This is a genomic window from Nonomuraea sp. N2-4H (assembly GCF_045291505.1).
Classification (GTDB): domain Bacteria; phylum Actinomycetota; class Actinomycetes; order Streptosporangiales; family Streptosporangiaceae; genus Nonomuraea; species Nonomuraea fastidiosa.
The window spans coordinates 901,956-914,910 of record NZ_CP147987.1; the positions used below are offsets into that span (position 1 = coordinate 901,956).

The window sequence follows — 12,955 nt, forward strand, 5'->3', positions numbered from 1 at the left end:
TATCCCTCCCGGATCGAGCGAGGTCTAGACGACTTCGCGCCTGTCTGCGTAGTGGCAGGCCGCCCCCTGGTCCTCGTCGCCCACCATCCGCACCTCGGGCTCGACCTCGACGCAGAGCCGGCGCTCCGCATCGGTCAGCTCGGCGCGGAACTTGGGGCACCTGGTGCGGAAGCGGCAGCCCGAGGGGGGATGGGCGGGGCTCGGCAGGTCTCCTTCGAGGAGGATCCGTTCGCGGGAGCGCTCGCGTACGGGGTCGGGGAGGGGGATGGCCGACAGCAGCGCCTGCGTGTACGGATGCATCGGTGTGCCGTAGACCAGCTCCACCCGCCCGATCTCGGCGATCCTGCCGAGGTACATCACGGCCACCCGGTCGGCGATGTGCCGCACCACCGCCAGGTCGTGCGCCACGAACAGGTAGGACAGCCCGAGCCTGGTCCGCAGCGAGTCGAGCAGGTTGATCACTCCAGCCTGGATCGACACGTCGAGCGCGGAGACCGGTTCGTCCAGCACCAGCAGCCGGGGCTCCAGCGCGAGCGCCCTGGCGATGGCGATGCGCTGACGCTGGCCGCCGGAGAAGTCCTGCGGGTAGCGGGCCGCGTGGGAGGGGTCGAGGCCGACGAGCGCGAGCAGCTCACCGACCCGGCGCGCCGGGTCGGGCCTGCCGTGGGTCCGCAGCGGCTCGGCCAGGATGTCGTGGACGGTCATGCGGGGGTCGAGCGAGGCCAGCGGGTCCTGGAAGACGACCTGCATGTCGCGGCGGATCTCGTTGCGTTCGGCCCTGGTGAGCTTGGCGGTGTCGTGGCCGAGCACGACGATGCCGCCCTCCTGGGGCGCGGCCAGCTCGAGTATCTGCGTCAGCGTGGTGGTCTTGCCGCTGCCCGACTCGCCGACCAGGCCGAACGTCTCGCCCTGGCGGATGTCGAAGCTGACCCCCGCCACGGCGTGCACGGTGCCCACCCGCCGCTTGAAGATCGCGCCCTTGAGCAGCGGATAGTCCTTGACCAGGTGGCGCACCTCCAGCACCGTACGCTCGCCGCGCACCGCCAGATGGGTGCCCTTTTCGGGGGCCGCGTGCCTGCCGGGCGGCCGGGGGTGCACCTCCTGCCAGCGGATGCACGCCGCCCGGTGGCCCTCGCCGACGTCGAAGAGCGGCGGCTCGGCCTTTTCGCACTCGTCGATGCGCATCGGGCAGCGCGGTGCGAACGGGCAGCCGGACGGCAGCTCGCTCGGCGACGGCGGGTTGCCCTCGATCGGCGTCAGCGGCCGGCGGGCGCCCGCGTCCACGCGCGGGATCGAGCCGAGCAGCCCCACCGTGTACGGCATCCGCGTCCGGTAGAAGACGTCGTCCACGCCGCCCACCTCGACGGGCCGCCCCGCGTACATGACGAGCACCCGGTCGGCGAACCCGGCCACCACCCCCAGATCGTGGGTGATCATGATGATCGCGGCACCGGTCTTGGCCTGCGCCCGTTTGAGTACCTCCAGCACCTGCGCCTGGATGGTGACGTCGAGCGCCGTCGTCGGCTCGTCGCAGATGATCACATCGGGGTCGTTGGCGATGGCCATCGCGATCATCACGCGCTGCCGCATGCCGCCGGAGAACTCGTGGGGGAAGGCGAGCGCCCGCTCCGACGGGTGAGGGATGCCGACGAGGTCGAGCAGCTCGACGGCCTTGACCAGCGCGGTCTCCTTGCTGACCCGCTGGTGGACGCGGACGGCCTCAGCGATCTGGTCGCCCACGCGGTAGACCGGGGTGAGCGCCGACAGCGGGTCCTGGAAGACCATCGACATGGTCTTGCCGCGGAAGGAGTTGAGCGTGCGCTCGGGGGCGCCGATCAGCTCGCGGCCGTGCAGGCGTACCGAGCCGGTGACCCGCGCGCTCGGCGGCAGCAGCCCCATCACGGCGGCGGAGGTGACCGACTTGCCGGAGCCCGACTCGCCGACGATGCCGAGCACCTCGCCGGGGCGTACGGCGTAGCTCACCCCGCGCACGGCGGGCACGTCGCCGAACGACACCGTGAGGTCGCGTACCTCCAGCACCGGCTCGGCCGTCATCGCGCCCTCCGCGATGAGGAGGGGTCGAACGCGTCCCGCAGCGCGTCGCCGACGAGGTTGACCGCCAGCACCGTGATCACCAGCAGCCCGGCCACGAACCAGAATGTCCACGGCGCGTAGACCGCGGTCTTGGAACCATCGGCGATGAGCGTGCCGAACGACACGTCGGGCGGCTGGATGCCGAACCCGAAGTACGACAGCGAGGTCTCGGTGAGTATGGCGCTGCTGACGTTGAGCGTGGCGTCCACGATGAGCAGCGAGGACAGGTTGGGGATGACGTGGCGGAAGATGATCCGCACCGGCGGTACGCCCATGTAGCGCGCGGCCTGCACGTACTCGCGCTGTTTGATCGAGATCGCCATGCCCCGCACGATCTTCGAGGTGACCATCCACAGGAACAGCGCCAGCATGATCACGAACAGCGGCCACTGTCCCGCGCCGAACAGCGGCGACAGGATCGCGAGGATGAGGAACGCCGGCAGCACGAGCAGCAGGTCGGTCACCCAGCTCAGCGCCCGGTCGGTCCAGCCCATGAAGTAGCCGGCGAACGCGCCCACGATCGCTGCCAGCGCCGTGGACACCAGCGCCGCCAGCAGCCCCACCACCAGCGACTTCTGCATGCCGCGCATGGTGACGGCGAAGACGTCGGCGCCCGTTTGGAGCGTTCCGAACCAGTGGCGCGCCGACGGCGGCTGCAGGAACGCGGTGAAGTCTTTGTCGGTGTACGTCCACGGGCTGAACAGCGGCCCTGCGAAGGCCAGCAGGAACATCAGCGCGAGCACCGCGAACCCGATGCGCCCCTGCGTGGAGGCGAAGAAGCGCCTGGACACCACGCGCGCCCTGGACGGCGCCCTGACGACCGTGCCGTCGGACAGCTCTTCCGCGAGCTCCTCGTCTGACAGCGTCATCCGGCCCGCACCCTCGGGTCGAGCGCGGCGTGCAGCAGGTCGGCGGCCAGCGAGGCGCACAGCACGGCGACGGCGGCCAGCAGCGAGATGGCGGCGACGGTGTTGACGTCGTTGCTGAAGATCGAGTTGATGAGCTGCTCGCCCAGGCCGTGCCAGCCGAAGATCTTCTCCGTGAACGTGGCCCCGGTCAGCAGCGCGCCGAAGGTGAACGCGAAGTAGGTGACCACGGGGATCATCGCGGTGCGCAGCGCGTGGCGGGTCAGCGCCTTGCGCCTGCTCAGCCCCTTGGCCCTGGCCGTGCGGACGAAGTCGGCGCCCAGCACGTCGAGCATCATGTTGCGCTGGTAGCGGCTGAACACCGCGATCAGCCCGACCGACAGCGAGATCGTCGGCAGCACCAGGTGTTGCAGCCGGTCGGCCACGTGGCCCCAGAAGCCGGTGGTGAGCCCGTCGCTGTATTCGCCGCTGACCAGCAGCAGCGGGCGGCCGAACACGTTTTCGTTGGCCCACGACGCCACCAGGATCAGCATGTTGGCCAGCACCACCACGGGCACCGCGAGCACCACGAACGACAGGCCGGTGGACAGCCGGTCGAACCAGCCGTACTGGCGGACCGCGGCCAGCGCGCCGGTGGCCACGCCGAGCAGGCTGCCGCACACCAGGCCGAGGATGACCAGCCGGAACGTCACGCCCATGCGGCGCTTGATGTCGTCGTTGACCGGCGCGCCCGCGACCGTCTTGCCGAAGTCGCCGCGCAGCACCCCGCCCGCCCAGGTCGCGTACCGTTCGAGCAGCGGCGTCTTGTCGTTGAGGTTGAGCGCCGTGAGCTGGGCGTCGACGACGGCGGGCGGCGGCTTGGGAGTGCGGTCGGCGTAGTTGGAGCGCGGGTCGAGGGCCATGGCGGCCAGGAGGTAGGCGAGACTGGCGGCCACGATCACGAGCACGGCGTAGTTGAGCAGCCTGCGGGCCAGGAACCCCGCCATCGCCCTCCCCTCCTACGCAGCCGAACGTGCCGACACGCCACCGAATGTGGCCCATCGTAGCCATATTGCTACACGAAGTGAGGGGGTGGCGCACCTGATGCGCCGAAGAAAGTCGGGCCGGGAGCGTCAGCGGCCGGCGAGCTCGTCCACCGCAGTGCGGACGTCCTCGCCGGTGATCGTGGTGAGGTCGGCGGCGCTGGCCGATCCGCCGCGCGCGGCGTGGGCGGCGAGCCGGACGTCGCGGCGCATGGCCGCGCGCTCGAACAGCGAGCGGGCGAAGCGGCCGTTGCCGAGCCCGTCGATCAGCCGTTCTTCGCACACCCAGGCGAACACCTCGTCGAGCCTGCTCAGCGCCTCCTCGTCGAAGGTGTCGCCGGCCTGCTCGGCGAGCAGCACCGCGATCTGCCGCAGCTCGGCGGGGGTGTAGCTGGGGAAGGCCACGCGCTGGTTGAAGCGGCTGGCCAGGCCGGGGTTGGTGGCGAGGAAGGCGTCCATCTCGCGCTCGTAGCCGGCCAGCACGATGACGAGCCGGTCGCGGTCGTCCTCGGCCCGCTTGAGCAGGGTCTGCACGGCCTCGGCGCCGAACGCGTCGCCGCCCTGGTAGCCGGGGTTGACCAGGCTGTAGGCCTCGTCGATGAAGAGCACGCCGCCGAGCGCCCTGTCGATCAGCTCGTTGGTCTTGATCGCGGTCGCGCCGAGGTGCTGGCCGACCAGGTCGGCGCGGTGCGCCTCGACCACGTCGGGCCTGGCCAGCAGGCCGAGCGCGGCGAAGATGCGGCCGAGCACGCGGGCGACCGTGGTCTTGCCGGTGCCGGGCGGTCCGGTGAAGACGAAGTGGCGCATCTGCTGCGGCGTGGGCAGGCCGCGCTCCTGGCGCATCCTGGCCACCTGGAGCTGGGCGGCGATCGCGTGCACCTGCCGCTTGACCGGGGCGAGGCCGGCCATCCTGTCGAGGTCGGCCAGCGCCTCCTCCAGCGTGGGCGTGGCGACGTAGCCGCGGAAACGGGCGGTCAGCTCCTCGAACGCCTTGGTGACGTCGGCCGTGGTGGTGGTGACGAGGTCTTCGGTGGTCGGGGTGCCGCCCGCGCCCACCACGCGCACGTCGCGGGCCTGCGCGGCGGCCTCCACCAGGCTGCGCGCGAAGCGGGCGTTGCCCAGCTCGTCGACCAGGCCACGGCGGTGGACGTCCTCGTAGAGGCCGAGCAGCACGCGCCGGGTCTCGGGCGTCATCGTGTCGCCCCTGCGCCGCTGCAGCAGCTCGGTGACCTCGACCAGCTCGGCGGGGGAGTAGCCGGGGAAGCGCACCCGGGTGGCGAACCTGCTGGCCAGGCCGGGGTTGCTGGACAGGAACGCGCTCATCTCCTGCTCGTAGCCGGCGAGGATGATGATCAGCCGGTCGCGGTCGTCCTCGGCCCGTTTGAGCAGGGTCTGCACGGCCTCGGCGCCGAACCTGTCGGGCTGGCCGTCGGATGAGTTGATCAGCGCGTACGCCTCGTCGATGAAGAGCACGCCGCCGAGCGCCCTGTCGACGAGCTCGTTTGTCTTGATCGCGGTCGCGCCGAGGAACTCGCCCACCAGGTCGGCCCGCTGCGCCTCGACGACGTAGGGGGTCTCCAGCAGGCCGAACGCGTAGAAGATCTTGGCGAGCGCGCGGGCGACGGTGGTCTTGCCCGTGCCCGGCGGGCCGACGAAGACGAAGTGCCTGGTGGGACGGCCGGTGGAGTAGCCGGCCTCGGCGCGCAGGCGGCCGGCCTCGATGGAGGCGGCGATGGAGCGCACCTGCTCTTTGACCGGCGCGAGGCCGATCATGCTCTCCAGCTCGGCGAGCGCCTCCTCGACGGAGATCTGCGGGGGAGCGGCCTGCTTGTCCTGCGGGGCCTCGAGGCGGCCCTCGCGCGCCCTGACGCGGACCTGCTGCTCCTCGGCGGCGGCGGTCTCGGCCCTGACCCGGCGGGCCAGCAGGAACCGCTGCACGAGCACGGCCGCGGCGGCGGCGTACGCCACCCAGACCGCGATCGTGTCGGAGACGAGGGCGACGGCGGCGGCGAGCACCCCGGCGGGCACGAGCGCCATCAACGTGGTCACCCACGGCGTCACCCAGCGGATCAGATGGGCGGCCCCCGCGACGGGCAGTGACAGCGCGACCATGAGGTGCACGGTGCCCGCGCCTGGCGGGAACAGCGTCGCGAAGACCGGCAGCGCCAGCACCACCCAGCCGGCGACGACCAGCACGGTGGCGGCGGCCCTGGGAAAGCGCATGGTCAGCGCGACGAAGGCGAGCAGCAGCAGCACCAGGGGGAAGGTCTGCAGGAGGTCCCAGCCGAGCGCGGCGCCGACGCCCATCGCGGCCACGAGCACGACCGCGTAGACGACCCGGCGCACGGCCGGGGGAATCTGGAAATAACGCAGCCGAACCTTCTCGAACAGATCCCGCGCCACGGCCCTCCCCGCGGTCTGGGTCCTGCCGGACTCACGCATCACGCCTCCCCGGTCCGCCCCCGGTTATACCGCACCGGGCCGACGGTTGGGCGGTCCTGACACGCTAGGTCGAGGTCACGAAACGGGCGATGTGCCGGCCGAGCTCGGCTCCCGCGTCCTCTTGCAGGAAGTGCCCCGCGCCGTTGATCACGGGATGCTCCAGGCCGGAGGCGCCGCGTAGCGACTTGCGAAGAATGGGCGCCATGCCCCCGGTGATCGGATCGCCGTCGGAGAACGCCACCAGCACCGGGCGGTCGAGCGTGGTGAGGATCTGCCAGGCAGCGCGGTTGGCGGGCGCCGCGGGGTCGTCGGGCGTGGTGGGCACCAGCCCCGGCATGGCGCGCGGCCCCGCCTTGTACGGCTCGTCGGGGAACGGCGCGTCGTAGGCCGCCCGCACCCGCGGCGGCAGCGTCGTCTTGCAGCCCGCCTGGACCAGCCTGGCGACGTCCAGCACGCGCGCCTTGCGCACGGTCTCCCTGAAGCGGTGCCAGACCTCGGGCATGGGAATGTCACCGGTCGGCAAGCCCGTGTTGGCCGCCACGATCCTGGCCACCCTGCCGGGGTGCTCGGCGGCCAGGCGCAGCCCGATGAGGCCACCCCAGTCCTGCCCGACGATCGTCACGCCGGTCAGGCCGAGCGCGTCGTACAGCAGCGCCCTGGTCCACTCGACGTGGCGGGCGTAGGTGTGGTCGGCCGGGTCGGCGGGCTTGTCGGAGCGGCCGAAGCCGATGAGGCCGGGCGCGATCGCCCGCAGCCCGGCCGCCGCCAGCTCGGGCATGACGTGCCGGTAGAGGAACGACCAGCTCGGCTCGCCGTGCAGCAGCACGACGGGCTCGCCGCCGGCGGGGCCGGCCTCGACGTACGCCATCCGCAGACCGTCGCCGACCTCGGCGTAGCGCGGCTCGTAGGGAAAGTCGGGCAGTCCGGTGAAGCGCTCATCCGGGGTGCGCAGAATCCGCATAGAACAATATTCTCATCAGCGCCGCTGGTGCCGTCCGGGAAACTCGCCGACAAGCACCTCCTTGGGCGTCACCCACAGCACGTCCGAGCCCGCCTGCGCCACCCCGCGCACCTCCACCCAATACCGGCGCTGCGTCGGATCGGAGGCGAACACCGCCACCCTGGGGTCCTCCTCGATGGCCCGCCACGCCTCGGTCTCGGCGATCAGCCGCAGCTCGCCCGACGAGGTGACGCCGGCCACCGCGCCCGCCACCCGGGGGCCGAGCGCGTCGCCGTAGGACAGCACGATGCTGCGGGCGTAGGAGAAGGTCTGGCGGACCTGCGCGTCCAGCGGGACCGAGGGCTCCGCGCCCATCGGCAGGTCGCACATGAGCATCGACGAGCGCCACGGGCCGGGACCGCCGCGCCACCAGGCGAGCAGCGCGCGCCCCGCGTACACCACGGCCGTCGCGAGCAGCGCGCCAAGCCCGATCCGCCACGGCCACGCCTGCCCCAGCAGGCCGCCCGCCGCGCAGCCCGCCGCGCCCAGCACCACCAGCGCCGCGGCCGCGGACAGCGCACGGTCGCCGTGCCGACGGGCCCGCAGGTAGCTCCGCACCATCGGGTACGGTACCGCCACCGCGGCCACCGCCGCCCGCGGCTCCACCGCCAGCGCGCCGCCCACCAGCGCCACCAGCACCGTCCACGTCCTGCCGAGCACGATCCACAGCAGCACGCCCACGTTGCGCCGGGCCGTGCGCTCGGCCGCGCGCGCCGGCAGCGTCTCGGCCAGCGCCAGGAGCGGACGTCCCCGCCACGTCTCGGCCAGCACCCTGACCGCCGCCAGTGCCGGCCAGCTCAGCACCACATAACCGGCCAGCCCCGCCCAGACCGGGTCCAAGGCGGGCGGCAGGGCCGGCACCGCGCCCAGCAGCAGCCAGGCGGCGAACGCCGGGATCGCCAGCGCCGCCGACACCACCGACACCCCCAGCCAGGGATCGCGGCACAGCATCGCCCTGGCGTACGCCCACGGCGTCACCCGCCGCGCGTGCCTGACGGTGAGCGGCACCAGCAGCGCCAGCACCGCGAACCCGCCGAGCCGCGCCTGCGCGCCCCAGTCGAGCAGCAGCGCGGCGGCGGCAACGGCCAGCGTGGCGATCGCCGGCAGCAGCCTGACCTGGCGCGACCACACCTCCAGCGCCCGCCTGGCCCGCCCCGTATCGCGGTGCGCGACCGGCCACGCCGGATCGTGGTGCGCGCGCGGCGGGTCCCAGCGCACCAGCGCCAGGCCCAGGTTGACGCGGGCCTGCGGGTTGCCGGGGTCGATGGCCAGCGCGGCCCGGTACGAGCGCTCGGCGCGTACGTGCTCGCCCCGCAGCAGCGCGAGGTCGCCCAGCATGACGGCGGGCGATGGCTGCTCGGGCGCGAACTTCCCGGCGAGCGCCGCGTGCTCGACGGCCTCCTGCCAGCGGCCGGGGATCCGGCGCAGCACCGAGGCGAGGCGCAGCCTGGCCGGCCATGAGCCCGGCGACAGCTCCACGGCGCGCCGGGCGGCGGGCAGGGCGTCGGCGTCGCGGCCGAGCCGCTCGTGGGCGAGGCTGATGAGCCGCTGCGGCCACTCGGCCGTGGGCTCGCGGTCGGCGGCGTAGCGCGCGGCGTCCAGCGCGGATTCTGGACGGCCGGCGTTCAGCCTGGTCACGGCCTCTTCGCACCATTCGCGGGAGGACCGGTCGGATGGCTCGGTGGTGCTGTCACGTCCGTCGGTCCCCACAGGTCCCATGATCGGCTGTCAATCGATCGATGGATAGATCCCGACATATGGCTGTATCTCTCTAGAGAGATCCGGCCTGACCGTGGATCGTCCGATACCGCTATGACAAGTGCCTGACATGGCCTAAGCTGCCACGCAAGCCCGAGCGCCGGAGCCACGACACCCCACCGCGGCTTCGCCGCCGGTCGATCAACAGCACGTGCGGGCCCTGTGATTCGGATCGGCCTGCAAGGAGGCCCATGACCGTCACACAGGCCGCACCCGTCGTACGCGTCGCCGACCGGAACCCCCAGGAGCGCCGCTGGTCCATCCTGGTGCTGCTCTGTCTGAGCCTGCTGCTCATCACGGTCGACGCGACCGTCCTGCACATCGCGGTGCCCGCGCTCACAGCCGCGCTCGAGCCCTCCGCGGTGCAGCTCCTGTGGATCATCGACATCTACTCGCTGGTCGTCGCGCCGCTGCTGATCATGTTCGGCACGCTCGGCGACAAGTACGGGCGTAAACGGCTCGTCCTCTGGGGGTTCGCGCTGTTCGGCGTGGCCTCGGCGGGTGCCGCGCTCGCCCCGACGCCGCTGACGCTCATCCTCGCCAGGGCGCTGCTCGGCGTGGGCGGCGCGATGATCATGCCGGCCACGCTGTCGCTGATCCGCCAGGTCTTCACCGACCGGCGCGAGCGGGCCATCGCGCTCGGCGTCTGGAGCGCGGTCGCCGCGGCCGGCGCCGCCGTCGGCCCGCTCATCGGCGGCGTGCTCGTCGGCATCTGGTGGGGCGCGGTCTTCCTCATCAACGTGCCGATCCTGCTGGTGCTGCTGCCCGCCGCCGTACGCCTGCTGCCCGAGTCGCGCGAGCGCCCCGACCGGCCGTGGGACGCCGCCAGCGCGATCCTGTCGGTGCTCGGCATCCTGGCGCTGGCCTTCGGGCTGAAGGAGGCCGGGTCGGGCAGCCTCATGCCGCTGTGGGCCTCGGTGCTGGTGTTCGCGGCCGGGCTGGGGCTGCTCGCGGCGTTCGTTCACCGGCAGACGCGGCTGCGCGAGCCGTTCCTGCAGATCGGGCTGTTCAAGCGGCGGCCGTTCACCACCGGCGTCGCCGGGGTGCTGCTCGGCGTGTTCGCGCTGGTCGGGCTCCAGCTCATGCTCGCCCAATACCTGCAGCTCGTGCTCGGCGACAGCCCCGTACGCGCGGCGCTGCGCATGCTGCCCCTGGTCGCCTCGGCCATCGCCGGCGGGCTCGCCGCCGCCCACATCCTGCCCAAGATCGGCATGCGGGCCACCATGAGCGGCGGCCTCGCCCTCGTCGCGCTCTCCCTGACCCCCACGCTGACCTGGGGCGTCGAGGGCCATCCCGTGATGCTCGCGTGCTGCTTCATCGGCATCGGCTTCGGTGTGCAGGTGGCGCTGCTCGCCGCGTCCGACACGATCATGGCGGCGGCGCCCGAGTCGCAGGCGGGCGGCGCGGCGGCGATCGAGGAGACCGCGTACGAGCTGGGCGCCGGGCTCGGCGTGGCCGTGCTCGGCACGATCACCACCATCGTCTACGCCCCCGGGCTCCCGCCCGTCCCCGGCGTGCCGGACAGCGGCATGGACGAGGCCCGCCAGTCGCTGGCCTCGGCCGCCCACGTCGCCGAGCAGATCGGCGGCCAGACGGGTGGTGCGCTGCTCGACGCGGCCCGGTGGGCCTTCGTCAACGCCCTGCACACGACTGTCGTCGTGAGCGTCGTCCTGCTCAGCCTGACCGCCGTGCTGGTGGCCATGCTGCTCCGCCGTGATTGAGGTGTGCCATGTCCCGATCAGGGCAGACATCTACCGTGAGACAGGCCCTCCGTGACCTCGCCGCTCTGGTCGCCCGCTTAGGCGTGGGCGGGATCTTCTTCTCCAACGGCTGGGCCAAGCTCGAAGACGGCCTGAAGATCACCGGCGCGAAGTTCATGGAGCAGGGCGCGCCCGCCCCCGGCGCCTGGGCCACGGTCACCATGCTCGCCGAGCTCATCGGCGGCGCGCTGCTCATCGCCGGGCTCGCCGTCTCCATCACGGGGCTCGTCCTCTTCGCCGAGGCGCTGGCCGTCTTCCTGGTCGCGCCGCCGCTCAACCCCATCACCCTCAACGAGCTGATCCTGCTCGCCGCGGCCTCGCTGCTGCTCGCCGTCGTCGGCGCGGGACGGGTGTCGGTCGATCACATGGTCGTCATCAGACGCAGGGAGTCGGAGGCAGCCGACGAGTTCGCCGCCGACACCGAGGCCGACCGCGTGATCGCCGCGCTCAAGGGGCCCGAGGCGCCCAAGCCGCCCGATCCGATCGAGAAGCCCGCCGAGCCCGCCGCCACACCGGCGCAGGCCCGTACGCCCGCCAAGCCCCCCGCGAAGACACCCGCCAAGCCCCCCGCCAAGACACCCGCGAAGCCCCCCGCGAAGACACCCGCGAAGGCACCGGCCGCGGACGAGGACACCGTGCCGCACCCCAGGCCGGGCGCCACCGCCAAGGATCAGGGCGACGGCGGCGAGGATCAGGGCGACGGCGGCGAGGGCACGGCGTCCCCCAGCGACACGCTCGTGGCCGGGCGCAAGAAGTCCGCGCCGCGCAAAAGCCGGCCCGCCTCCGGGTGATCCGAAATCCCTTGGGTTCCAGCCCGCGCGGCGTTAGACTCCCCGACACATGAGACCGATGAAGATCCTCGCCCTGGCCGCGCTCGCCGTCTCGTTAACCGGCTGCCAGGCGGGCGGGCTCTTCGCGCAGGAGCCCAAGCCGGCGGCGGCCCGGTCCGCGAACGACACGGCCCAGGAGGCGGCACAGGAGACGGCACAGCAGCCCGCCCAGAAGCCGGCGCAGCCGGCCGCCCCGACCTCCACCGCACCGCCCGACAAGGTGCTGGCGAGCAGGGAGGGCTCGTTCGAGCACACCAAGTTCAGGGTCGACATCGTGCAGTTGCTGCGCCGCGACCGCTTCGTCAACCTCACCTTCACCGTCACGGTGCTCGATGATGGCGGCGATGTAACCGGCTGGAGTGTGCACAGCGCCTTCTCGGCCTCGCCCAGCGCTCAGCCGAAGGTGGACGGCGTCTTCCTGGTGGACGTCAAGAACGCCAAGAAGCACCTGGTGGCGGTCGACAGCGAGGGCAAGTGCGTGTGCTCCCGGATCCAGGCGCTGTTCCTCAAGAAGGACGACACCGCGGTGCTCTCGGCCACGTTCGCCGCTCCGCCGCCCGACGTGACGACCGTGGACGTGCACATCCCGAACGTGGGGACGCTGTCCGATGTTCCGATCTCTTAGCGCCGCCGCGCTGGCCCTGCTGCTCGGCGGCGCTGCCGAGCCGACCCAGCCGCCGCTCGCGGGGGAGACCCCGGTCAACGCGCCGGTCCTCGACATCGACCCCAGGACCCTCGACGTCAGCGGCAAGGTGCTCGACATCACCGAGCGGACCTCCAACCTGGACGAGTCGGTGACGAACGAGACCAGCGGCCGGCAGCGGACGATCATCGTCGCCGCCGACGTGCTGTTCGCCTTCGACAAGGCCACGCTCTCCGGCAAGGCCAAGAGCCGCCTCGACCAGGCGGCCGACGTACTGAAGAAGGAGGCGCAGGGCAAACCCGTCTCGATCGACGGCTACACCGACTCCAAGGGCTCCGACTCCTACAACCTCGACCTGTCCAAGCGGCGGGCCGAGGCGGTGCGCGACAAGCTGGCCGAGCTCGTGCCCGGCGTCCAGTTCAGCGTGGCGGGGCACGGCGAGGCCGACCCCGTCGCGCCGAACACCCTGCCGGACGGCAAGGACAACCCGGAGGGGCGCGCCAAGAACCGCCGCGTGGAGATCTCCTTCACGAAGTGAGC

10 protein-coding genes are annotated in these 12,955 nt (G+C 72.3%); 4 read left to right on the forward strand and 6 right to left on the reverse strand.

Translation table 11 applies throughout. The annotated features are described in order from the left end of the window. Nucleotides 1-24: 24 nt before the first annotated feature. The 6 genes from WBK31_RS04175 to WBK31_RS04200 form a co-directional block, all read right to left on the reverse strand. Nucleotides 25-2,055 (reverse strand): ABC transporter ATP-binding protein, encoded by a 2,031-nt coding sequence (locus WBK31_RS04175; protein ID WP_364066991.1) that lies wholly within the window; start codon nucleotides 2,053-2,055, stop codon nucleotides 25-27. Beyond that, nucleotides 2,052-2,963 carry an ABC transporter permease gene (locus WBK31_RS04180; RefSeq protein WP_364066989.1) on the reverse strand — a complete coding sequence of 304 codons (912 nt, stop codon included), beginning with the start codon at nucleotides 2,961-2,963 and terminating at the stop codon, nucleotides 2,052-2,054. The genes WBK31_RS04175 and WBK31_RS04180 overlap by 4 nt, the downstream gene beginning before the upstream one ends. After that, nucleotides 2,960-3,946: an ABC transporter permease gene (locus WBK31_RS04185; protein WP_364066988.1), complete on the reverse strand. Its 987-nt coding sequence runs from the start codon at nucleotides 3,944-3,946 to the stop codon at nucleotides 2,960-2,962. The genes WBK31_RS04180 and WBK31_RS04185 overlap by 4 nt, the downstream gene beginning before the upstream one ends. A gap of 126 nt (nucleotides 3,947-4,072) precedes the next feature. Next, a complete protein-coding gene (locus WBK31_RS04190; RefSeq protein WP_406674352.1) occupies nucleotides 4,073-6,424 on the reverse strand; it encodes an AAA family ATPase in 2,352 nt (783 codons plus the stop codon). 64 nt (nucleotides 6,425-6,488) lie between these two features. Beyond that, nucleotides 6,489-7,385: a haloalkane dehalogenase gene (locus WBK31_RS04195; protein WP_406674353.1), complete on the reverse strand. Its 897-nt coding sequence runs from the start codon at nucleotides 7,383-7,385 to the stop codon at nucleotides 6,489-6,491. 15 nt (nucleotides 7,386-7,400) lie between these two features. Continuing rightward, complete coding sequence (locus WBK31_RS04200; RefSeq protein WP_364066983.1) at nucleotides 7,401-9,062, reverse strand: hypothetical protein; 1,662 nt, start codon at nucleotides 9,060-9,062, stop codon at nucleotides 7,401-7,403. A 311-nt stretch (nucleotides 9,063-9,373) separates the two neighbouring features. On the opposite strand from WBK31_RS04200, the gene WBK31_RS04205 reads away from it, so the two are divergent. From WBK31_RS04205 to WBK31_RS04220, 4 genes are read left to right on the forward strand one after another with little or no spacing between them, the layout of a single operon-like run. Next, the gene (locus WBK31_RS04205) at nucleotides 9,374-10,903 is read left to right on the forward strand and encodes an MFS transporter (RefSeq protein WP_364066981.1); all 1,530 of its coding nucleotides are present in this window, start codon (nucleotides 9,374-9,376) and stop codon (nucleotides 10,901-10,903) included. A 35-nt stretch (nucleotides 10,904-10,938) separates the two neighbouring features. Next, nucleotides 10,939-11,733: a DoxX family protein gene (locus WBK31_RS04210; protein WP_406674354.1), complete on the forward strand. Its 795-nt coding sequence runs from the start codon at nucleotides 10,939-10,941 to the stop codon at nucleotides 11,731-11,733. 49 nt (nucleotides 11,734-11,782) lie between these two features. After that, the gene (locus WBK31_RS04215) at nucleotides 11,783-12,397 is read left to right on the forward strand and encodes a hypothetical protein (protein WP_378784632.1); all 615 of its coding nucleotides are present in this window, start codon (nucleotides 11,783-11,785) and stop codon (nucleotides 12,395-12,397) included. Further along, a complete protein-coding gene (locus WBK31_RS04220; RefSeq protein ID WP_364066975.1) occupies nucleotides 12,381-12,953 on the forward strand; it encodes an OmpA family protein in 573 nt (190 codons plus the stop codon). Before WBK31_RS04215 ends, WBK31_RS04220 begins: the two co-directional genes overlap by 17 nt. Nucleotides 12,954-12,955 lie beyond the last annotated feature (2 nt).